Annotated in this window: 21 protein-coding genes; 16 read left to right on the forward strand and 5 right to left on the reverse strand. The window is 71.6% G+C overall.

All coding sequences use genetic code 11. From position 1 onward, the window contains the following. Positions 1-51: 51 nt before the first annotated feature. From ACFVTR_RS01230 to ACFVTR_RS01265, 8 genes are all read left to right on the forward strand, one after another. Entirely contained in the window at positions 52-987 is a 936-nt protein-coding gene (locus tag ACFVTR_RS01230) for an ABC transporter substrate-binding protein (RefSeq protein ID WP_387034206.1), read from the forward strand. Continuing rightward, positions 984-1,979, forward strand: coding sequence for an amino acid ABC transporter permease (locus ACFVTR_RS01235; RefSeq protein WP_387034207.1), 996 nt, complete (start codon positions 984-986; stop codon positions 1,977-1,979). The genes ACFVTR_RS01230 and ACFVTR_RS01235 overlap by 4 nt, the downstream gene beginning before the upstream one ends. Then, on the forward strand, positions 1,976-2,791 hold the full coding sequence (locus ACFVTR_RS01240) for an amino acid ABC transporter ATP-binding protein (RefSeq protein WP_387034208.1): 816 nt from the start codon (positions 1,976-1,978) through the stop codon (positions 2,789-2,791). The genes ACFVTR_RS01235 and ACFVTR_RS01240 overlap by 4 nt, the downstream gene beginning before the upstream one ends. A 181-nt stretch (positions 2,792-2,972) precedes the next feature. Then, positions 2,973-4,925, forward strand: coding sequence for an amidohydrolase family protein (locus tag ACFVTR_RS01245; protein ID WP_387034209.1), 1,953 nt, complete (start codon positions 2,973-2,975; stop codon positions 4,923-4,925). A gap of 145 nt (positions 4,926-5,070) precedes the next feature. Continuing rightward, positions 5,071-5,649, forward strand: a complete 579-nt coding sequence (locus ACFVTR_RS01250) for a TetR/AcrR family transcriptional regulator (RefSeq protein ID WP_387034210.1) — start codon at positions 5,071-5,073, stop codon at positions 5,647-5,649. A gap of 82 nt (positions 5,650-5,731) precedes the next feature. Continuing rightward, positions 5,732-7,126 carry a cytosine permease gene (locus ACFVTR_RS01255; protein ID WP_387034211.1) on the forward strand — a complete coding sequence of 465 codons (1,395 nt, stop codon included), beginning with the start codon at positions 5,732-5,734 and terminating at the stop codon, positions 7,124-7,126. Next, entirely contained in the window at positions 7,123-8,250 is a 1,128-nt protein-coding gene (locus tag ACFVTR_RS01260) for a DUF917 domain-containing protein (protein ID WP_387034212.1), read from the forward strand. The genes ACFVTR_RS01255 and ACFVTR_RS01260 overlap by 4 nt, the downstream gene beginning before the upstream one ends. Further along, entirely contained in the window at positions 8,250-9,830 is a 1,581-nt protein-coding gene (locus tag ACFVTR_RS01265; RefSeq protein WP_387034213.1) for a hydantoinase/oxoprolinase N-terminal domain-containing protein, read from the forward strand. Before ACFVTR_RS01260 ends, ACFVTR_RS01265 begins: the two co-directional genes overlap by 1 nt. A 108-nt stretch (positions 9,831-9,938) precedes the next feature. On the opposite strand, the gene ACFVTR_RS01270 is transcribed toward ACFVTR_RS01265, so the two are convergent. Both ACFVTR_RS01270 and ACFVTR_RS01275 read right to left on the reverse strand, forming a co-directional pair. Further along, a complete protein-coding gene (locus ACFVTR_RS01270; RefSeq protein ID WP_387034214.1) occupies positions 9,939-10,445 on the reverse strand; it encodes a hypothetical protein in 507 nt (168 codons plus the stop codon). 53 nt (positions 10,446-10,498) lie between these two features. After that, a complete protein-coding gene (locus ACFVTR_RS01275) occupies positions 10,499-11,182 on the reverse strand; it encodes a TetR/AcrR family transcriptional regulator (protein ID WP_387034215.1) in 684 nt (227 codons plus the stop codon). Positions 11,183-11,282: 100 nt separating this feature from the next. Between ACFVTR_RS01275 and ACFVTR_RS01280 the strand changes: the two genes are divergently transcribed. From ACFVTR_RS01280 to ACFVTR_RS01295, 4 genes are all read left to right on the forward strand, one after another. After that, positions 11,283-12,335, forward strand: a complete 1,053-nt coding sequence (locus tag ACFVTR_RS01280) for an NAD(P)-dependent alcohol dehydrogenase (RefSeq protein WP_387034216.1) — start codon at positions 11,283-11,285, stop codon at positions 12,333-12,335. Positions 12,336-12,449: 114 nt separating this feature from the next. Continuing rightward, positions 12,450-12,932 carry an SRPBCC domain-containing protein gene (locus ACFVTR_RS01285; protein WP_387034217.1) on the forward strand — a complete coding sequence of 161 codons (483 nt, stop codon included), beginning with the start codon at positions 12,450-12,452 and terminating at the stop codon, positions 12,930-12,932. Next, positions 12,929-13,246, forward strand: a complete 318-nt coding sequence (locus ACFVTR_RS01290) for an ArsR/SmtB family transcription factor (RefSeq protein WP_387034218.1) — start codon at positions 12,929-12,931, stop codon at positions 13,244-13,246. Before ACFVTR_RS01285 ends, ACFVTR_RS01290 begins: the two co-directional genes overlap by 4 nt. 48 nt (positions 13,247-13,294) lie before the next feature. Beyond that, a complete protein-coding gene (locus ACFVTR_RS01295) occupies positions 13,295-14,125 on the forward strand; it encodes a glycosyltransferase (protein WP_387034219.1) in 831 nt (276 codons plus the stop codon). 30 nt (positions 14,126-14,155) lie between these two features. Here ACFVTR_RS01295 and ACFVTR_RS01300 read toward each other — a convergent pair whose 3' ends face one another. Beyond that, positions 14,156-15,400 carry a nucleotide disphospho-sugar-binding domain-containing protein gene (locus ACFVTR_RS01300; RefSeq protein ID WP_387034220.1) on the reverse strand — a complete coding sequence of 415 codons (1,245 nt, stop codon included), beginning with the start codon at positions 15,398-15,400 and terminating at the stop codon, positions 14,156-14,158. Between the two features lie 112 nt (positions 15,401-15,512). Continuing rightward, positions 15,513-17,615, reverse strand: coding sequence for a discoidin domain-containing protein (locus ACFVTR_RS01305; RefSeq protein WP_387034221.1), 2,103 nt, complete (start codon positions 17,613-17,615; stop codon positions 15,513-15,515). Positions 17,616-17,838: 223 nt separating this feature from the next. On the opposite strand from ACFVTR_RS01305, the gene ACFVTR_RS01310 reads away from it, so the two are divergent. From ACFVTR_RS01310 to ACFVTR_RS01325, 4 genes are read left to right on the forward strand one after another with little or no spacing between them, the layout of a single operon-like run. After that, the gene (locus tag ACFVTR_RS01310; RefSeq protein WP_387034222.1) at positions 17,839-18,756 is read left to right on the forward strand and encodes an ABC transporter ATP-binding protein; all 918 of its coding nucleotides are present in this window, start codon (positions 17,839-17,841) and stop codon (positions 18,754-18,756) included. A gap of 45 nt (positions 18,757-18,801) precedes the next feature. Beyond that, positions 18,802-19,506 (forward strand): ABC transporter permease, encoded by a 705-nt coding sequence (locus ACFVTR_RS01315; protein WP_387034223.1) that lies wholly within the window; start codon positions 18,802-18,804, stop codon positions 19,504-19,506. Between the two features lie 5 nt (positions 19,507-19,511). Beyond that, positions 19,512-20,729 carry a sensor histidine kinase gene (locus ACFVTR_RS01320; protein WP_387034224.1) on the forward strand — a complete coding sequence of 406 codons (1,218 nt, stop codon included), beginning with the start codon at positions 19,512-19,514 and terminating at the stop codon, positions 20,727-20,729. Further along, positions 20,722-21,363 carry a response regulator gene (locus ACFVTR_RS01325; RefSeq protein ID WP_387034225.1) on the forward strand — a complete coding sequence of 214 codons (642 nt, stop codon included), beginning with the start codon at positions 20,722-20,724 and terminating at the stop codon, positions 21,361-21,363. The genes ACFVTR_RS01320 and ACFVTR_RS01325 overlap by 8 nt, the downstream gene beginning before the upstream one ends. Before the next feature lie 36 nt (positions 21,364-21,399). Here the strand turns inward: ACFVTR_RS01325 and ACFVTR_RS01330 are convergent, their stop codons facing one another. Further along, complete coding sequence (locus tag ACFVTR_RS01330) at positions 21,400-21,990, reverse strand: TetR/AcrR family transcriptional regulator (protein ID WP_387034226.1); 591 nt, start codon at positions 21,988-21,990, stop codon at positions 21,400-21,402. Positions 21,991-22,041: the final 51 nt, after the last annotated feature.

Consider the following 22,041-nt stretch of genomic DNA (forward strand, 5'->3'; position numbering starts at 1 on the left):
CCTCTCGACCCACCGACAACCCGTCCCACCCCCACGACAAGGAAGTCACCGATGAACGCACGCACCACCACCCTCGTCGGCGCGACGGCCGCCGCGGCCGCCCTCGCCCTCGCCCTGACCGGCTGCTCGGGCGCCGGATCGGGCGCCTCCGCAGCCCAGGGCCCCGAACTTCCGACCGGCGACGAGGTCTCGACGACCGTCGACGCGAAGCTCACCGCACTGCTGCCCGAGGAGATCGTCGAGAAGGGGCGCCTCGACATCGCCCTCGACATCCCGTTCCCGCCGATGGCGATGTACGACGAGACGAACCGCCCCGTCGGGTTCGACCCCGAACTCGGGCGCCTCCTCGGCCAGAAGCTCGGCATCGACGTGTCGCTCAACAAGCAGGCCTTCGACTCGGTGATCCCGTCGCTGCAGGCGAACAAGAACGACCTCATCATGAGCGGCATGAACGACACGCCCGAGCGGCAGGAGACGGTGAGCTTCGTCGACTACACGCACGGCGGCTTCGCGATCCTCGTGCAGGCCGGCAACGAGGTCGGCGTCAGCACCCAGCAGGACCTCTGCGGCAAGACCGTCGCGGTGCAGAAGGCGACCGTGCAGGGCGAGCTGCTGCGCGCGATGCACTGCGACGGCGACCCGGTGACCGTCACCGAGCTGCCGAGCGACCTCGACGCGCAGACCGCGCTGCGCGCGGGCAAGAGCGACGCCTACGTCGCCGACGCCGTCGTCGCCGAGTACGTCGCGGCGACGACCGACGACGGCGAGGCGTTCGACGTCGTGCGCGACCCCGAGAACCCCGCCGGGTTCAACCCGGTCTACAGCGGCATCGGCATCCTCAAGGGCGAGACCGAGCTCGTCGAGGCGGTGCGCAGCGCGCTGCAGGCGCTCATCGACGAGGGCACCTACCAGGAGGTGCTCGAGCGCAACAACATCGCCGCCTACGCGGTCGAGTCGGCCGAGGTGAACCAGGGGGCGGCAGAATGACGACCGCACCGGCGGCGCCCGCCGCGCCCGCAGACCGGGGCGTCGCCCCCGCGCCGGATGCCACCGACGACGACGTGCGGGCGATCCCGCTGCGCCGCCCGTGGCGGTGGATCAGCGCGGCCGTCGTGCTGCTCTTCGCCGCCGGGTTCGCAGCCTCGGTGCTGACGAACCCGAACATCGACTTCGCCGCGATCGGGCAGTTCCTCGTCGACCCGCGCATCCTCGACGGCGTGGTGCTGACGCTCGTGATCACGCTGATCGCCATGGTGGTCTCGACGCTCCTCGCGATCGTGATCGCGGCGATGCGGCTCTCGTCGAATCCCGTGCTCTCGACCGTCGCGTGGTTCTACGTGTGGGCGTTCCGCGGCACCCCGCTGCTCGTGCAGATCGTGCTGTGGGGCTACCTCGGGCTGCTGTACGAGAAGCTGACCATCGGCATCCCGTTCACCGACATCGTGTTCTGGCAGGTCGACACGAACGTGCTGATCACGGCGATGGTCGCGGGCCTCCTCGCGCTCACGCTCAACCAGGCGGCCTACTCCTCGGAGATCGTGCGCGCCGGCATGCTGTCGGTCGACGAGGGCCAGCGCGAAGCCGCGTTCTCGCTCGGGATGTCTCCGCTCTACACCTTCCGTCGCGTGCTGCTGCCGCAGGCCATGCGCGTCATCATCCCGCCGATGGGCAACGAGACCATCTCGATGCTGAAGAACACCTCGCTGCTCTCGGTCATCGCGGTGCTCGAGATCTACACGCAGGCGACCGTGATCTCGTCGCAGAACCTCAAGCAGGTCGAACTGCTCATCGTCGCGAGCCTCTGGTACCTGCTGATGACGAGCATCCTCTCCATCCCGCAGTACTACCTGGAGCGCCGCTTCGGGCGCGGCTCGAGCCGCAGCCTGCCGCCGACGCCGTGGCAGCGACTGCGGGCGACGATCACCACCCGCCGGGCCGTCGAGCCCGCGCCCGAGACGAAGGCGGTCAGCGCCGTATGAACACCATCGCCACCACCGACGCCGCTCCGACCGCGGGAGACGCGGCCGCGGCCCGGCCGCTCGTCGAGATCCGCCGGGTGCGCAAGAGCTTCGGCGCCCACCAGGTGCTCCGCGACGTCTCGCTCGCGGTGCCCGAGGGCACCGTCACGGTGCTGCTCGGCCCCTCGGGCTCGGGCAAGTCGACGCTGCTGCGCTGCATCAACCACCTCGAGTCGATCGACGGCGGGCGCATCCTCGTCGACGGCGAGCTCATCGGCTACCGGCAGGCCGGCCACGCCACGCACGAGATGACGCCCCGGCAGATCGCCAGGCAGCGCCGCGACATCGGCATGGTGTTCCAGAAGTTCAACCTGTTCCCGCACCTGACGGCGCTCGAGAACATCACCGAGGCGCCGGTCGGCATCGCCGGAGTGCCGAGGGCGAAGGCGAAGGCGCGCGCGCTCGAGCTGCTCGACCGCGTCGGCCTCGCCGACTTCGCCGGGCACTACCCCTCGCAGCTCTCGGGCGGCCAGCAGCAGCGCGTCGCCATCGCCCGCGCGCTCGCGATGGACCCGAAGCTCATGCTCTTCGACGAGCCGACCTCGGCGCTCGACCCCGAGCTCGTGGGCGACGTGCTCGACGTGATGCGCGAGCTCGCGAGCGACGGCATGACGATGATCGTCGTCACCCACGAGATCGGCTTCGCCCGGGGCGTGGCCGACCAGGTCGTGTTCATGGACGGCGGCGTCGTCGTCGAGGCGGGCCGGCCAGAGGAGGTGCTCGACCGCCCGCAGCGGCAGCGCACCCGCAACTTCCTCGAGAGCGTGCGCTGAGTCGAACAGGCGGCGCGACCACCACCACCGCCGGTCGGCACCGGCCGGCATCAGATGAGACGAAAGGGATGCAATGGGGCAACCAGACAACGATCCGGAGGCGGCGCGGAGCGGATCACGCTCCGGCACCGAGACGGCGACCGCCGGTAGCTCGGGTGACACGTCGAAGGGTGCACGGCGCGTGCTCCTCCTCGTCGGCGCACTCGTCGTCGTCGCCGCGGTCGCGATCACCGCGGGCGTGTGGCTCGGGGCGAACAACGGCGGGGTCACCGCGGCGCCGCAGGGGCGGCTTGACGTCGTCATCGCGGGCGGCACCGTGTTCGACGGCACCGGCAGCGCGGGCCGGCTCGCGGACGTCGGCGTGCGGGACGGGCGCATCGTGGCCGTGGGCGACCTCGACGGCGTCGACGCCGACCGCACCGTCGATGCGAGCGGCCGCTACGTCACCCCCGGATTCATCGACCTCCACTCGCATGCTGAGCTGGACGCGCTCGCCGACGCGAAGAGCTCGCTGACGCAGGGCGTCACCACGGAGGCGATCGGGCCGGACGGAATGGGCCGCGCCGACATCGCTGCGCAGTTCGACGAGCTCGACGGGATCGACACGGCGATCAACCTCGCCCCGTACATCGGGTTCAACACGGTCTGGACCGAGGTCGTCGGCGAAGCCGATGTGCGCCCCACCGCCGAGCAGTCCGCGCGGATGCAGGCGATGTTCGCGCAGGCGATGTCGGATGGCGCGTGGGGGGTGTCGAGCGGTCTCGGCTACTTCCCGGCGCGATACTCCACCACGGATGAGGTGGCGGCGGCGATCGGCGACCTCGCCGGATGGCGTGCGATGTTCTCCGATCACATGCGCGACGAGACCAACCACGCCGTCGAGGCCGTCGAGGAGAACCTGCGGATCGGAGCGGCGACGGGCCTCATGGCCGAGGCGACGCACATGAAGGTCGCCGGGCCCGGCAACTGGGGCGGTTCGGCCGAGATGCTCGCCCTCCAGGCCGACGCCCGGGCGGACGGACGCCTCGCCGGCGGTGACGTGTACCCGTACACGGCGGCCTCGACGGGCCTCTCGTTCTACATCCCGGGCTGGGCGCAGGACGGCGGCACCGAGGCGATGCTCGACCGGTTCGACGACCCCGCCTCACGGGCGCGGATCGACCAGGAGGTCAGCGCGTTCGTCGTCGACGACGTGGGCGAGCCCGCGAACATCACGTTCCCGGTGCTCGGCAACGCCTCGCTCGCCGACCTCATGGTCGAGTACGGCGACGTCACGATCGGCGAGGCGGTGATGCGCACCCTCGCCGAACACGGCGGCGACATCCCGTGCGTCATGCAGATCGGCTCAGAGGACGACCTCGAGGCGTTCCTCACCGATCCCTTCCTGGCGATCTCCTCCGACGGAGGCGCGACGGAGTCCGATGAGACGCACCCGCGCCACTACGGCACCTACCCGCGCGTGCTCGGGCGCTATGTGCGGGAGCAGGGCGTGCTGAGCTGGGAGGAGGCGATCCGCAAGATCACCGGGCTTCCCGCGACCATGCTCGGCATGGTGGACCGCGGATTCATCGCCCCCGGCATGGCCGCCGACCTCACGGTCTTCGATCCCGAGCGGATCATCGATCGCGCGACCTTCCCGGAGCCGAAGCAGTACTCGGAGGGCGTCGAGCTGGTGTTCGTGAACGGCGAGCTCGCGCTCGAGGACGGCGAACCGACCGGGGCCGCGGCGGGCGAGGCGCTCCGTCGATCGCCGGGCATGCCCACCCGCCCGCAGGACGCCGCCGAGGCGAAGCGCGTCACCACGGAGGGCATCGTCGAGCTCGAGGACGGCGCGGGGGAGCTCGCGGTGGATCTCTCGCTCGAACAGACGGCGGACGCTCCGGGCGCCGTCGGTGGGCTCTCGGTGACGACGCCCGAGGGTGAACCCATCCTCACCGGTGAGCGGCTCGGCTTGGTGCAGTCGGCGGAGGGCTGGTGGAGCGTCACCGGCGTCGGACGGGTGCCGGGCGGCGAGGAGCGATCCTTCGTGCTCATCGTCGACGAGCACGATCCGCTCGCCGGCGAGGGGGAGACGCGGGTGACGCTGCGCGTCGACGGATCGGGCGACCGTCACGGCACGCTGTCGCCCCGATGATCGGGCCGCGCTGACGCGCGGGAGCAGCGGGATACCGAGGACCCGGGGCATCGCCCCGGGTCCTCGTCGTCGAACGACGCAGGGCTTGCGGCGGCCGGCGACGCAGGCTATCGTCTGCCTAACTAATGATCGTTAGGCAGGCGGAATGACCAGAGCACAGATCCTCTCCGAAGCCCGCGTGGTCTTCGGGCGCCGGGGCTACGCCGAGGCCAGCCTGCGCGAGATCGCCGGGGCCGTCGGCATCAAGACGCCCTCGCTGTACGCGCACTTCCCCAGCAAGGAGGCGTTGTACGAGGCGGTCTACGCCGAGGTCGTCGTCGAGCACACCGCGTTCTTCGACGAACTCGCCCGGGCGAGCGGCGAACTGCCGCCCCTCGAGCGCCTCGGCCATCTGCTCGGCGGCATCGAGGCGTACTACCGCGATCGACCCGACCTCGCCGAGTTCAGCCTGCGCGCCGCCGTCGCCGAGTACGGACCGGGCGGCCAGAACCTGCGCGAGATCTTCCTCGACTCCGAGTCGACCCTCGCCGCCGCCGTGCGCGCCGCGTACGACGACGGCGTGGCCGCGGGCGCGTTCGCCCCCGGCGACGCCGAGGGCTTCACCGCCCTCGTCTTCGTCATCATGGACGGTCTGTTCCTCCAGCTCACCCACTACGAGCCGGCGGTCTACCGCGAGCGATTCGACCGCGCCTGGCGACACCTCGCCGCCGCACTCGCAGCCTGAGGCATCCCCCACCCCCATCACCGCCGACCCGTCGCCCGTCATCGAAGCGGGCGCTCGCGACGGTCTCCTCGAAAGACATCTCATGGAATCCACCGACTACGAGCACGGAGCTGTGCCCGCCGACCAGCGCAAGAGCTGGATCTCGATCGCCGCCGTCTGGATCGCGATCGGCATCGACCTCTCCGGCGCCTTCCTCGGCGTCGCCCTCGCGACCGGCATGCCGTTCTGGCCGGCGATCACCGCGACCGTCACCGGTTCACTGCTGCTCGGCCTGCTCGCGATGGCGTGCGCCTACGTCGGCGCCGCCACCGGCCTGTCGACCGCGATGCTCTCGCGCGCGGTGTTCGGCAAGATCGGCGGAGCGGTCCTTGCGATCGCCCTCGCCGTGAGCCTGCTCGGCTGGTTCGCCGTGCAGGCGGGCTTCTTCGGCAGCAATGCGCAGATCGCCTTCAGCGAGCTCACGGGGCTCGAGGTCCCGGTGCAGCTGTTCACCGCCATCGGCGGCGTGCTGATGGTGCTCACCGCGCTCTGGGGCTACCGGTCGATCTCGCGGCTCAGCACGCTCGCCGTCCCGCTGCTGCTCCTGCTGCTCGTGGTCGGCGTCGTGGTCGCGTTCGCCACCTTCGGCGCGGGCGGCCTCGACTCGCCCGTCGAGACGACGATCACCTTCGGCGGCGCGGTGTCGCTCGTCATGGGCATCTTCATCCTCGGCGTCGTCTCGGCGCCCGACATGGCCCGCTGGGCGAAGTCGCCGCGCCAGGCGATGGCGGCGGGCTTCGTCGGCTTCTTCTTCGGCAACTCGATCATCATCGTCGTCGCGATCCTGCTCGCCCGAGTGATGGACCAGTCCGAGCTCATGACGATCTACTTCACGCTCGGCCTCGGACTCGTCGCCGTCGTGGTGCTGATCCTCGCGCAGTGGACGACGAACACCACCAACATCTACTCGGCGGCGCTCAGCTTCTCGTCGATCAGCGGTCGACTGAACCGACGTACGCTGACCATCGTCGGCGGCGCTGTCGGCATCGTCATCGCCGTCGCGGGGGCGGCCGACTTCTTCGTGCCGTTCATCCTCGCCATCGGCGTGATCATCGCGCCGTACGGCGGGGTCTACCTCGCCGCGTACCTCACCGGCCGGCGCGGGTCGCGCTTCACTCCCGGAGCCGCGGTGCCGACGGTCGACGTCTGGGCGGTCGTGGCCTGGGCCGCGGGCATCTTCGTCGCGCTCGCGACCACGAACCCCGCCGACGGCCTCGGCTTCGGCTGGGCCTCGATCACCACGATCTCGGCGCTCGACGGGCTGCTCGCCGGGTTCGTCGTCTACCTGGCGCTCGCCCCGCTTCGGCAGCGCGAGCTGCCCGGCGCCGCCCCGACGGGCGAGGATGCCTCGGCGCCCGCCGCTGCCGAGGACGACGAGCCGAGCGGGGCCGAGAAGCCACGCGCGACCGCCCGTGCGAACGGCGAGGTGACCGCATGAGCGAGCGCTTCATCACCGAGGCCGACATCGACGCGATCGCACTCGGCGCGGCCGTGCTCGGAACCGGCGGCGGCGGCGACCCGCACGTCGGCTCGCTCATCGCCAAGCGGCTCATCCGCCTGCACGGTCCGGTGCGCATGATCGACGTCGACGACCTCGGCGACGGTGACTTCGTCGTGCCGATCGGCGGGATCGGAGCGCCCTCGGTCAGCGTCGAGCGCATCCAGGCCGAATCCGAGCTGATCGCCGCCCTCCGGGCCATCGAGGGCGCGACCCGGCGCGTGCCGACCGCGGTCATGCCGATCGAGGTCGGCGGCGGCAACTCGATGATCCCGATCGCCGCCGCGGCGCTCGCCGGGCTGCCGGTCGTCGACGGCGACGCGATGGGCCGGGCGTTCCCCGAGGCGCAGATGGTGACCTTCCACCTCGCGGGCTACGGGCCGGGCGCGACGGTGCTCGTCGACCACCACGGCAACGAGGTCGTCACTCGCCCCGTCGACGGAGCCTGGTCGGAGCGGCTCGCCCGCGCCGCGACCGTCGAGATGGGCGGCGCCGCGACCATGATCGACTACGCCTACGGCGGTGCCGTCGTGCGCGAGTGCGCGATCCCCGCGACGCTCACCGCGGCGAAGCGGATCGGCGGAATCCTGCTCGGGCGCGGGGCCGACGGAGTCGAGCTCCGTGACGACGAGAAGATCGACGCGCTCTGCGCCGAGCTCGGCGGCGTTCGGCTCTTCGACGGCAAGATCGCCGACCTGCAGCGGCAGGTGGAGGGCGGCTTCACCCGCGGCGCGGCCGAGCTCGAAGGCGTGGGTGTCGACCGCGGCGGCCGGTTCCGGCTCGACTTCCAGAACGAGATGCTGCTCGCCCGGCGCGACGGCGAGCTCGCGGCGGTGACCCCCGACCTGATCTCGGTGCTCGACCTCGCGACGGGTCGGCCGATCACGACGGAGGCGCTGCGGTACGGCGCCCGTGTCGCGGTCATCGCGATGCCCTGCCACGAGAAGTGGCGCACCCCGGTCGGGCTCGACAACGCCGGCCCCGCCCACTTCGGCTACGACGTCGACTGGCAGCCGGTCGAGGAGATCGCCAAACGTCGGCTCGAACGGAAGGAGGCCGCGTGATGGCCGGGAGCAGCGCAGGCGGGTACCGCATCGGCATCGACGTCGGCGGCACCAACACCGATGCCGTCGTGCTCGACGAGCGGCTCGCCGTCGTGGCATCCGTGAAGCGCCCCACGACGACCGACACGGGCGACGGAGTGGCCGCCGCGATCGATGCGGTGCTCGAGGCGTCCGGCATCGACCCGTCGCTCGTGACGCACGCCATGCTGGGGACCACGCACTGCACGAACGCGATCGTGGAGCGGCGCGGACTCGGCCGGGTCGGGATCCTGCGACTCGGTGCTCCCGCGACGACGGCGGTGCCGCCGCTCGAGGGCTGGCCCGACGACCTGCGGCGTGCGATCGGCGAACACGCCTTCCTCGTGTCCGGGGGCTACGAGGTCGACGGCCGGGTGCTCGCCCCGCTCGACGAGGACGAGGTGCGCGAGGCCTGCCGTCGCATGCGCGGCGAGGTCGACGCGGTCGCCGTCGTCGGCGTGTTCTCGCCCATCGACGAACGGCAGGAGGAGCGGGTCGCCGAGATCGTCGTCGAGGAGCTCGGCGTGCCCGTCTCCCGGTCGGCGCGCATCGGCTCGCTGGGCCTGCTCGAGCGCGAGAACGCGACGGTGCTCAACGCCGCGCTCATGCGGACGCTGAAGCAGATGGCGACGGGCTTCGTCGCCGCGCTGCAGGTGCGGGGCATCGAGGCGACGCCGTACTTCGGCCAGAACGACGGCACGCTCATGCAGCTCGAGTACGCGCTCGAGTTCCCGGTGCTCACGATCGGCTGCGGGCCGACGAACTCGATCCGAGGCGCGGCGCACCTCTCTGGTGCGAGCGATGCGCTCGTCGTCGACATCGGCGGCACGACGACCGACATCGGCGTGCTCGTCGACGGCTTTCCGCGGCAGTCCGCGCACGCGGTCGAGGTCGGCGGCATCCGCACCAACTTCCGCATGCCCGACGTGCTCTCCGTCGGCCTCGGCGGCGGCACGATCGTGCGTGCGGAGCCGTCGGACTCGGGCAGCAGGATTGCACTCGGTCCCGACAGCGTCGGCTACCGGCTGCCCGAGGAGGCGCTCGCCTTCGGCGGCTCGACGCTCACGGCGACCGACGTCGCCCTCGCCGTCGGCGGGGTGCGCATCGACGGCATCGAGGCGCCCTCGGTCGATCCCGGGCAGGGGCGCGCCGCGTGGGCGGCGATCCGCGAGCTCCTCGAGGACTCGATCGACCGCATGAAGCCGAATGCCGCGCCCGTGCCGGTGATCCTGGTGGGCGGGGGCAGCATCATCGCCCCCGACGAGCTCGACGGCGTCGGCACGCTCATCCGTCCAGACCACTTCGGCGCGGCGAACGCCGTCGGCGCCGCGCTCGGCGAGGTCGCCGGTCAGATCGAGAAGATCTACCGGCTCGCCGGGGCGCACGCCGACCGGCGGGCCTCTCGCGAGGACGCCTCGGCCGAGGCCCTCGAGCGTGCGCGCCTCGCCGGCGCCGACCCGGCGACGGTCGAGGTCGTCGCGATCGAGGAGCTGCCCGTCGCATACAGCGACGGGCAGGCGGTGCTCATCCGGGCGCGTGCGGTGGGGCGGCTCGCCGCCTAGCCCCGGCCTGTGGGCGGCACGCGATCGGTGCCGTCCGCGGGCTGTGCCATGCCTACGGCAGGTACCGCAGGATCATGAATCCGATCAGGAACCCGACGATCGCGCACATCACCCAGGCGAGCGCCGCTCCCAGGTACCAGCTCTGCGCGAGTTCGAGCCGCGCACGGCCGGGATCGTTGCGGGCGCGGCGCCGGATGCGGCGCTCGGTCGCCCAGAGCACGGGGGCGACGACCGCGAGCATCGGAGGCTCGCCGCCCCGATCGTCATGATCGCCGCACGCGCCCAGCGCTCCCCGGCGGCCGGCGACTCCTTCGGCACGGGCGCGGTCGGCTCGCTGCCCCAGCGCACGGGCTCGCCCGGCGGCCTGCCGCGGAAGTGCCAGAGCTGTCGCTGCGCACCGCGGATCGCGATCGGCCAGAGCAGGAGCGCGACGAGGGCGGCAACGAGCCACGAGAAGACCTCATCGGCGGTGAGGCTCCAGCCGAGTCGGTCTCCTGCGAGCACGAGGCCGATCCACGCGCCGAGGCAGAGCGGCACTCCGACGCCCACGGCGAGCCCGGCCCAGAGGAACTGCTTCGCGAGCGACGGCCGGGTGGGTTCGGGTGCCGAGGTCACTCGCACAGCCTAGGGAGCCGAGGGCGCGGCGGCGTGCAGCGCGCGGGCGCGCGTCAGCGCGCTTCGGCGAGGCGACGGCGTTCGAGGCCCTCGAGCAGCAGGTCGAGCCCGAACTCGAACTCGGTCTGGTCGTCGCACCAGCCGAGGGTCGAGTCGGGGTCGTCATGCACGACGTCGGCGAGCATCGCGGCGAGGTGCGGGGCGAGGGCGGCGAACTGCGCGGGGTCGGCCGGCGGCTCGGCGGCGTTGTCGTCGTTGAGCTCCTGCACGTAGCCGTACATGCGGCTGCCGATCGCGTGCAGCCCGTGGTGGATCAGGTCGTGCGAGAGCCCGCCGCCGCGCATGATGCCGACGACGCCGTCGGCGTAGGCGATCGCGAGGCTGCCCGGGGTGCCGCGCACGTTCATGAGGGCAGGGGCCCAGGGATGCCGCAGCAGCACCCGGCGCGCGCCGAGGATGCGCGAGCGCAGCGTCGCCGACCAGCTCGAGGCGTCCGTCGACGGCGGCGCGAAGCCGCCCGTCTCGGCCGCCATCTCGGCGAAGACCTGCTCGATCAGCCCGTCGAGGATCGCCGGCTTGTTGGGCAGGTGGTAGTAGATCGACATCGCCTCGACCCCGAGCTCGTCGGCGAGGGCGCGCATGGTGAGCCGGTCGAGGCCGTCGCGGTCGGCGAGCTGCAGTGCGGTCTGCAGCACGCGGTCACGACTGAGCGGAGTGCGCTCGGCGGTTCTCGGCATGGCTTCACCGTACAACGTCAGGTTTCGCGGAGGGGGCTGGACACCCGCTCTCCCGAAGAGTATCTTACGACGTAAGACTTACGACGTAAGGGAGCATCGCATGTCCATCGGATCGCACCACGAGACCACGCGCACCAGCCCTGACGGCGAGCGGCGCGACGAGTCGAACGCGACGATGCGCGCCGCTCGCATCGAGCGCTTCGGCCCGCCCGAGGTCGTGCGCCTCGTCGAGATGCCCCGTCCCGAACCGGGGCCCGGCGAACTGCTCGTCCGCGTGCGGGCGGCGACCGTGAGCGTCGCCGACGAACGACTTCGCGCGCGGCGCCTGCCGCGCGGCTTCAGCCTGATGGTGGCCCCGACGATCGGGCTGTTCCGGCCGAGACGACGGGTGCTCGGCATGGACGCCGCCGGCGTCGTCGAGGCGATCGGGGCGGGGGTCGAGCGCTTCGGCGTCGGCGACGAGGTGATCGTCATGCGGGCCGCGCGCATGGGCTGCCACGCCGAGTTCGTGACGATCGCCGCCGACGGCGAGGTCGCGCGCAAGCCCGCGAACCTCTCGTTCGACGAGGCCGCCGCGATCGTCTTCGGCGGGCACACCGCGCTGCGCTATCTCGATCGCGTCGAGATCGGCCCGGGCAGCGAGGTGCTCGTGAACGGCGCCTCGGGCGCGGTCGGCTCGGCGGCGGTGCAGCTCGCCGCAGCCCGCGGGGCCAGGGTCACGGCGGTCACGAGCGGCCGCAACGCCGAACTCGTGCGATCGCTCGGCGCGGACCGCGTCATCGACTACACGCAGCAGGACTTCGCGGCGCCGGGCGAGGCGGCCCGCTACGACGTGATCGTCGAGTGCGTCGGCAACGCCCCATTCGAGCGGGTGGCGCACCTCCTGCGCCCGGGCGGGGCCCTGCTCCTCGTCATCCTCGATCTGCACGGGCTCCTCTGGGCGAAGCGTCAGTCGCGTCGCAGCGGGCTCGTCGTCGACCACGAGGGCGGTCGTATGGATGCCGCGGGCATGGAGCGCCTCGCCGCGCTCGCCGAGGCGGGGGTGCTGCGGCCGGTCATCGATCGCGTCGTCGGCTTCGACGAGATCGTCGAGGCGCATCGTCGCGTCGACGGCGGCCACAAGCGGGGGAGTGTCGTGCTCCGGGTGTCGTAGCTCGCGTGCAACCAGTGGGTTGCGTTCCTCGTCATGTTATGCAACTATCGAGTTGCAGGTGATCACCCGATCGCCGAGACATCGACTTCAGCTTCCGCTGGAAGGAGCGCCATCATGGTGAGCATGACCCGCAACGAGGCATCCGTCATCGACGAGGGGGCCTTCACGGTGCGACGCACCATCCGCATCGCCGCCCCCGTCGACAAGGTGTGGCGCGCCGTCACTGAACCCGAGCACATCTCGCGCTGGTTCGGGCAGACGGTGCTCGACGGGGCCGGCGTCGGTGCCACGGGCACGATGACGTTCGAGGGGTACGGCACGATCCCGCTGCGCGTGGAGGCGATCGACGCCCCCCGCTCGGTCTCGTACGCGTGGTCGAACGACGACGCCGTCCGCCGGGCGGGCGCCACGATCGACGAGGCGACGAGGACCGTCTTCACCTTCACCCTCGACGCGGTCGACGGCGGCACCGAGCTGACGGTCGTCGAGACCGGGTTCGACCGCATGAGCGACCCGGCCGCGAACATGGCCGACCACGCCGAGGGCTGGGTCTCCGAACTCGACAAGCTCGTCGCCCTGCTCGAGGGCGACGCATGAGCACTGCGACGCTGGTTCCCGTGTTCGCGGCGCTCGGCGACGAGACGCGCTGGAGCATCCTCGCGGCGCTCGGCGAGGGGGATGCCTCGGCATCGGCCCTCGCCGAGCGGCTGCCGGTGACCCGGCAGGCCATCGCCAAGCACCTCGCCGTGCTCGCCGAGGTCGGCCTCGTCGAGCCCGTGCGCGTCGGCCGGGAGGTGCGCTATCGCGTGCTCGGGTCGGAACTCAGCGCGACCGCGGCCCGCCTCGACGCCGTCGGCCGCGAGTGGGAGCGCCGCCTGGCCGCGATCAAGGAGATCGCCGAGGGCCTCTGAACGGTGGGTCGTCCGCTGGGCGGGCATCGCCGCGGATAGCATCACGGGATGACCGCCGCGCTGCCCACCGTCTCCATCGTGATCCCGGCGTACAACGAGGAGGCGACCATCCGGCACTGCCTCCTCGCGGCGATCCACCAGACCGAGCCCGCCGACGAGATCATCGTCGTCGACAACCGGTCGACCGATGCGACCCGGGTCGCCGTCGAGGCCATGCAGGCCGCCTTCCCCCAGGCGGGCATCCGCCTGATCTCGCAGGACGACGAACAGGGGATCACCCCGACGCGGAACGCCGGCTTCGACGCCGCCCGCTCCGAGGTGATCGGGCGCATCGACGCCGACTCCGCGATCGAGCCCGACTGGGTCGAGCAGGTGCGTCGCGTGTTCACCGACGCCGAGCTCGCCGCGGCGAGCGGCCCGGTCGAGTACTACGACATGCCGCTGCGCGGCTTCGGCCACCACGCCGACGACGAGTTCCGCAAGCTGCAGGTGCACCTCGCGGGCAAGTACGTGTTCCTCTTCGGCAGCAACATGGCGATCACCAAGCAGGCCTGGTTGCAGGTGCGCGACGAGGTCTGCCCGGACCGCGAGGACCTCATGCACGAGGACCTCGACCTCGCCGTGCACCTCGCCCTGCAGGGGCTCAAGATCGGGTACGCCTCCGCGATGGTCTCGGGCATGTCGGCCCGCCGCCTCGACGACGACCTCCGCGACTACAAGTTCTACGTCGAGCGGTTCGAACGCACCTACGCGGCCCACGACATCCACGAGCTGCGGCTGCTCACCCCGATGGTCGTGCTGCTCGGCATCTACCCCGCCCTGCACGTCCAGCGCCGCCTCGAGGCGCGGCTGCACGCCGATCGCGCACTGGGGGTCTGAACGGAGGCGATCCGTTCCGCCTCTCGCGGGTCAGTGCGCAGGCTCGAGTTCGTCGAGCAGGGCGCTGCCCGAGACATCCCGGTTGATCGCCGCACCGAGCCGCTCGGCGGCCTCGCGGTAGCGCGCGTTTCCGAGCACCCGCTCGATCGCCGCGGCGATGTCGTCGGAGGGGGCCCGTCGCGGCACCGCGACGCCCGCGCCGTGCCGCACGACGCGCACCGCGTTGTCGGCCTGGTCGCGGCCGTGATGCAGCACGACGAGCGGGACCCCGGCCGCGAGCGACTTCATCACCGTGCCGTGGCCGCCATGGGTCACGACGAGGCTCGCCCGGCGCATGGCCGCCCGATGCGGCGCGGATGCCACGACGACGACGTTCTCGGATGTCTCGATCAGCTCCGGTGGGATCGCGGGGCCGGTTGTCACGAGCCCGCGCACGGGCAGGCGTGCAAGCGCATCGGCGATGCGCTGCAGGCAGTCGGCGTGGTTCTGGAACGTCGACGAGAGCGCCACCAGCACGAGCGGCCCATCGCCCGCAGGCGGCGCGAACGTCGTGCGGGCGGCCCAGTCCGGATCGTCGAGGATCGGGCCGACGAACCGCACGTTCGGCGGGAAGTCCCCGGCGAAGTCGAACTCGGCGGTGGTCAGCACGAGTTCGCGTCTCGCGTGGTGCACCTGCTCCCAGACGTGCTCGATGGGGGCGAGGCCGTGCGTCGCCCGTACCGCGTTGAGTGTGGCGAGCGCGTACCGGTCGAGGAGCCTCGTGGTCGCGGCGCCCGCCATGCGGTCGCGCATCGCGCCGATCGGGCCGCGCATCGGCGACAGCCCGGCGCCGCCCACCGGACGGCCCCGCACCGGAGCGATGTAGATGTTCGGCATCAGCACGTCGAACGGCACCCCGCGCGACTCGGCGGCGATCATCGCGCCGAGCGTGAAGAAGGTGGCGACGACGCGGTCGGGCAGGGCGCCGTCGAGGTCGGCGAGCGTGTCGGCGGCGTGCCCGGCGGCCGGACCCGACAGGTAGTGCTCCGACATGCTCTTGGCGAGCTCGAGCGGGTTCCTGATCGCCCAGTCGCGGAACTCGGCTCCCCTCGGGGTGCTCCAGAGGTGCACGGCGGCACCGGTCGCCCGGCTCGGCCCCGCCATCGACTCGTCGACGAGTGCGGTGACCCGGTGGCCGCGCTCGACGAGTCGCCGCACCACGCCGAGCTCGACGGGCACGGTGCCGCCGCCGTCGGCGAGCGCGACGAGGTAGTGGTGCGACGTGGGGCCGCTCATGGATGGCAGCGTAGGTGCGGCATCGGGCGGGGAGCATCCGTGCTGGCGCGGAGATGAACGGGACGCACCGCGGGCCCGGCGACCTGTCGCCGGGCCCGCAGCTCGTGATCGCTCAGCTGCCGAAGGCGCCGAGCTCCCAGATCGAGTATCCGTACTTCGTGGTGCGCTCGGTGCAGTGCACCCGGACGTAGCGCGCGCTCGTCGGCGCGAACGACGCCGTGTCGAGCCCGCCGTCGCCCGTGGTCGTCGACCAGACCGTGCGCCAGGTCTGCCCGTCGTCGGAGAGCTGCACCTCGTACGCCTTCGCGGCCGAACGCTCCCACGTCACGGTCACCCGGCTGAGCGGCTGGGACTCGCCGAGGTCGACGCGCAGCCACTGCGGGCTGGTGCCCCAGTTGCCACTCGCCCAGCGGGTGTCGCCCTTGCCGTCGACCGCCCGGCCGGGAGCGAAGCTCGTGAACGGGTTCCACTCGTTCGAGCTCGATGTCGCGGCCTTGCCGGTCGCGAGGTTCTGCGAGCTCTGATGCGTGCGCGTCGCCTCCCAGGTCTGCAGGTACGACTCGGCACCCGACATCAGGTCGTCGACGAGTTCGTCGCCGCCGCCCGCGAGCCGCAGCTGCTCGATGTAGTCGGGCGCGAGGCCCGAGTGGGCGAATCCGTCGGTGTTGATGTCGAAGGTGCGCTCGCCGCTGACCTGCCGGTCGACGACGGTGCTGCCGTCGGCCGCGGTGAACGGGTACGAGACCGTGACGGGCGCGGTGCCGCCGGCGGGATGGCTGCCGACCCCGTTGAAGTCGAGGCCGAACCCGTAGCCCTTGCCGTACTGCGCGCGCAGGTCCGCGCCGTCGCGCCACTCGCCGAGGAAGCCCGCGGCGTCGTGCGGGTAGCCGGTCTTGAACCCGCCGAGCTTGTACAGACGCTCGGACCAGTTCGAGTCCATCCAGCTGTGGCTCGACAGCACACCCGGGTAGGCCTCGGCCTCGAGGATGTCGAGGGCGCGGCCCGCGGCCTTCACGCTCATGTGGTCGAGCTCGACCATCATGTTGCGCGACATCACCGCGCGCAGCGCGTACTCGCCGAGGGAGGTGAGCCCGCGGGTGTTGCACTGCGCCCCCGAGGGGTAGGTGGGCGGGTCGGCGCCGGGCAGCTGCTCGGGCACCTCGGCGTTGCCGATCGGGTTGTCGTGCTGCGGGCCCGTGCACGCCTCGGTCTGCCAGTACGTGCCGGTCGAGTAGAACTGGCCGACGTTGATGATCGTGCCCTGCGTGCCGGTGTCGAAGCGCACCCCGCAGAGCGCGTTGTCGAACTTGTGGCAGAGGAACATGCTCGAGATGCCGAGCGACTCGAACTCGTCGAGCCCGCGGTCGATGTCGGCCTTCGAGCACTGGGCGACGTCGAGGATCATCTTGCAGCCGAACGGCTCGCTCATCTCGACGCCGAGCACGACGGCGAGCTTGCCCTCGGCGATCACCGTGCGCGCCTGTTCGGGCGTCGTGACGATGCGGAAGAAGCCCTTGCCGGGGCCGCCGTAGATGCCGTCGATGTACGACTCCATCTCGCGCACCTTCTGCGCCTCGAGGCGGATCGCGCTCATCTCGTCGCACGAGCGGTCCTTCGGCATGATCGGCAGCGAGCAGATCACGCCGTTCGTGACGAGGTCGTTGACGAGCACGCGCTGGCCCGCGCGCCACGAGCGCTCGATCCACGCGTAGTACGACGCCTGGTGGCTCATCGACGTGGTCTTCGGCCAGTCCTTGAACGTCGGCCAGCCGACCGGGTCGTGCTTGCCGTCGGGGTCGCTCGTGAGCATCTCGAACAGGGCGCCGCTGCCGTCGGGGTAGTGCTCGGGGCAGTCCTTCAGTGCGTCGGCGACGCCGTTCGGCGAGAACGGGGCGCCGCAGATCATGCGCCCGCCGAAGCCCTCGTTCGAGTTGAGGTGGGTGTGCGAGTCGATGAAGCCTCGCACCTCCTCGCCGGGAGCGGACGCGATCGGGGCCCCGGTGACGTTCAGCTCGACCTCGACGGCCGGGCGGTTCGGGGCATCCCACCAGTTCTCGGCGGCGGCCGCCGGAGCGACGGGGATGGTGAGGAGCAGTGCGCCGATCGCGGCGATGCCGAGGATCGATCGGATGGAGCGGGTGGATCGGGTGGGGCGTCGTCGCCGACCATCGGCGAGCGGTGTTGCGGCGGATCTCGAGTGAACGTGGTGCGCCATATGAGCCTCCTTGCTCGATGGCTCGCAGCGTATTGTGGGACGAGCGTCCCAGTCAAGCGCCCCAGACGAACCGGATGTCCCGAGTGAGCCGTCCCGGCCCCGCCGCCCGCGGCGCATCCGCATCGCAATCCACCGAACGGTTGATTCGCGGATCCACCGCGCACCCAGGAGGTCCGGCCACCCGGCCGATGTCCGTCGGGCGCGATCCGGCGAGGCTCGAGTCATGCCAGTCATCGACGTCACCGACCTCACCAAGCGCTACGGCGCACGCACCGTGCTCGACGGGATCTCGTTCTCGGTCGAGGAGGGCGAGATCTTCGGGATCCTCGGCCCGAACGGCACCGGCAAGACCACGACGGTCGAGATCATCGAGGGCCTGCGCCGGGCCGACGGCGGGACGGTGCGCGTGCTCGGGCTCGACCCGGTTCGCGACCGCCGCGAGCTGCACGAGGTGATCGGCGTGCAGCTGCAGCACACCGAGCTGCCCGAGAACCTCAAGGTCTGGGAGGCGCTCGACCTCTACGCCTCGTTCTACGCCAACCCGCGCGACTGGCGGGAGCTGCTCGACGAGTGGGGGCTGGCCGAGCAGCGCAACACCCGGTTCGCGAAGCTGTCGGGCGGTCAGAAGCAGCGGCTCATCATCGCGCTCGCCCTCGTCGGCCGGCCGCGCGTCGCCTTCCTCGACGAGCTCACGACCGGCCTCGACCCGCAGGCGCGCAAGGCGACCTGGGAGCTCATCGGGCGGATGCGCGACACCGGCGTCACCGTGGTGCTCGTGAGCCACTTCATGGACGAGGTCGAGGCGCTCTGCGACCGCGTCGCGGTGTTCAGCCACGGCCGCATCGCCGCGATCGATACTCCGGCGGGCCTCATCGACCGGGTCGACGCCGACCACGCGATGCACTTCACGATCGTCGGGGAGGTCGCAGCAGGACTGTTCCCGATGATCGAGTCCCTGCCCGGCGTGACGTCGGTGACGGCGAAGGGCGCCCAGGTGGCCGTCACTGGGCGCGGCGACTTCGCGACCGCGGTGACGTCGATGCTCGCGCGCAACCACGTGCTCGCCTCCGAGCTGCGCATCGACAAGCGCACGCTCGACGACGCCTTCGTCGCACTCACCGGGCGCGCGTTCGAGCGCTGAGCCCGCACCGTCCACGACCACCCCGACCCATCAAGGAGACTCCCCATGGCCGCGACCGCCAAGCTCACCGTCGTCGAATCGAAGCTGCTCGTCCGCGAACCGGGTTCGCTGTTCACCGTGCTGATCCCGATGTTCATCCTGATCGTGTTCGGCAGCTCGATCGGCCCGGGCGACACCACGCTCCTGCCGATGGCGATCGCGATCGCCATCGGCCTCGTGGGCCTCTACCTCATGCCCACCGCGCTCGCCGGATACCGCGAGAGAGGCATCCTGCGACGCATGTCGACGACGCCGGTCGAGCCGATGAGCCTGCTCGTCGTGCAGCTCGTGCTGCAGTTCGTGCTCGCGCTCGCCAGCTGCACGGCGCTCGTGGTCGTCGCCGTGCTCGTGCTCGGCGCCGCCGCGCCGGCCGACCCGCTCGGCTTCGCGGCCGCGTTCGTGCTCGGCACCGCGGCCATGTTCGCGATCGGGCTGCTCATCGCCGCGCTCGCACCGAGCGGTCGTGCGGCCAACGGAATCGGCGTGCTGCTCTACTTCCCGATGGCCTACCTCGCCGGGCTCATCCAGCCCGCCGGTCAGATGCCCGATATCTTGGTGACGATCGGGGAGTTCACCCCGCTCGGCGCCTTCCGCCAGACGATGTCCGAGGTCTGGGTGGGCGGCGCCGCCGATCCGGTGCTGCTCGGCGTCATGGCCGCGTACGCCGTCGTGGTCAGCCTCGCGGCGGCCAGGTTCTTCCGCTGGGAGTGACGCGCATGACGGAGACCGCAGACCGACTCGATGTCCGCGAGCAACGGCTCGAGCGCCTCACCGCGGCCGTTCCGTACGTGCTGCTCGCCGCATCGACGGCCCTCGCCCTGCTCACGGGCCGGCACAGCCAGGTCGACGTGCTCGTCATCCTCGGCCTCGTCGCGCTCGCCGCCGTGTGGATCGCGGCGCTCGGCCGGCGCGTCTCGCTCGGCCCGCTCTACGTCGCCGGGCTGATCGTGCTGATCGGCGCGCTGTGCGCTCGAGACATGTGGTTCGCGAGCTTCTTCGCCTTCGTCGGGTACGTGCACTCGTGGCAGCGGCTGCGCGGCGCGTGGCGGTACGTCGGGCTGGCCGCCACCGCGGCGATCAGCATCACCGCCTTCCTCGGGCCGCCCGCGCCGACGCCGGCGGCGATCGCGGTACGGCTGTTCTTCGTCGCTGCGCTCGTCGCGCTCGTCTCGCTCTTCAGCCACCTCGGCGACGTCACCCTCGAGCGGAGCGTCGAGCGCAAGCACATGGTCGAGCAGCTCGAGGCAGTGATCCACGAGAACGAGGGCCTGCATGCGCAACTGCTCGTGCAGGCCCACGAGGCCGGTGTGCTCGACGAGCGCCAGCGCATGGCCCGCGACATCCACGACACGATCGCCCAGGGCCTCGCGGGCATCATCACGCAGCTGCAGGCCGCCGAGCGCGCCGACGACGCCGGCCGCGACGACGACCGTCGCCGCCGCATCGAGGTCGCGACGCGACTGGCACGAGAGAGCCTCGCGGAGGCGCGCCGTTCGGTGCACGCGGTCGGGCCGATGCAGCTCGAGAGCGCACAGCTGCCCGATGCCCTGGCCGCGGTCGTGGCGGAGTGGGGCGACCGGTACGGCGTGCGCGCCGAGTTCTCCGCCGTCGGCCCGGTGCGCCCGCTGCATCCCGAGGTCGAGGTCGCCCTGCTGCGCATCTCGCAGGAGGCCCTCGCGAACGCGGGCGCGTACGCCAGGGCCGGCCGGGTGAAGCTGACGCTGACGTTCATGGACGACGTCGTCACGCTCGACGTGCGCGACGACGGGGTCGGGTTCGACACCGCGACGACCGACGGCGGGTTCGGGCTCACCTCGATGCGGCAGCGGGCGACGAGGCTCGGGGGTACGCTCGACCTCGAGTCCGAGCCGGGAGCCGGCACCGCGATCTCGGCCACCGTGCCCGCACTCTCGAGGGAGACCCCGCTTGGCTGACGCGCCCATCCGCCTGCTCATCGCCGACGACCATCCGATCGTGCGCGACGGATTGCGCGGCATGTTCGCAGGCGACGACCGCTTCGACGTCGTCGGCGAGGCGAACGACGGGGCCGAGGCGGTCGAGGCCGCTCGGGGGCTCGACCCCGATGTGGTGCTCATGGACCTCCGGATGCCACGGGTCGACGGGGTGACCGCGATCAGGCGGCTCGCCGAGCACGGGGTGCGGGCGCGTGTGCTCGTGCTCACGACCTTCGACAGCGACACCGAGGTGCTGCCCGCCATCGAAGCCGGCGCCACCGGCTACCTGCTGAAGGACGCTCCGGTCGACGAGCTGCTGCGCGCCGTGGAGTCGGCCGCGCGGGGCGAGGCGGTACTCGCGCCGTCGGTGGCGCAGAAGCTCATGGGCCGCGTGCGCGAACCGGCCCCTGCGCCGGCTGCGGTGCTGAGCGAGCGCGAGCTCGAGGTGCTCCGCCTCATCGCGAGCGGCAGCACGAACCGCGAGTCCGCCGCCGAGCTGTTCATCAGCGAGGCGACGGTGAAGACGCACGTGCTGCACATCTTCGAGAAGCTCGGGGTCAACGACCGTGCCGCGGCCGTGGCGGTCGGGTACCGTCGAGGGCTGCTGACGTAGGACCCGCCGACGCGTCGACCTGTCGACCCTCCGGGCTCATTCGGCGGCGAAGGCTCCGAGCACCACGGCGATCGTCGACTCGGCGGCATCCTGCCAGGCGACGCCGTCGAGCAGGTCGTCGGTCGCGAGCGCCGCGACGCCGTGCACGGCGGCGAAGACGACGAGCGCCTGCCGCTCGACATCCCCCTCGCGGATCTCGCCCTTCGCCTGCGACTCGGCGACGAGGGCGACCACGGCGGCCATGCTCGCCCGGCTGAGCTCGAGGAGCTCGGGGGAGGCGTCGGGGTGGTGCTTGGCCTTGTACATGAGGTCGAGGATCGCCGGGTGCTCGACGGCGAAGCGGACGTACGCGAGGCCCGCGGTGCGCAGGCGCGCGTCGAACGTCGGCTCGCTCGTGACGGCCTCGGCGAGGGCGGCGTTCAGGCGTTCGAAGCCGGTGACCGCGATCGCGTCGAGCAGGGCGGTGCGGTCGGCGAAGTGGCGAGCGGATGCCCCGTGGCTGACGCCCACGTCGCGGGCGAGCTGCCGCATCGACAGGGCGTCGAGCCCGTCGTCGTCGATCGTCGCCCAGGCGCGCTCGAGCAGCGCCTCGCGCAGGTTGCCGTGGTGGTACGCGCGTTCGGTCACCACAGCACCCTATCCGAAAGTAGGCATTGACAACAATGATGGCACTGTCTA

The organism is Agromyces sp. NPDC058126, assembly GCF_042884595.1.
In the GTDB taxonomy this organism is placed as follows: domain Bacteria; phylum Actinomycetota; class Actinomycetes; order Actinomycetales; family Microbacteriaceae; genus Agromyces.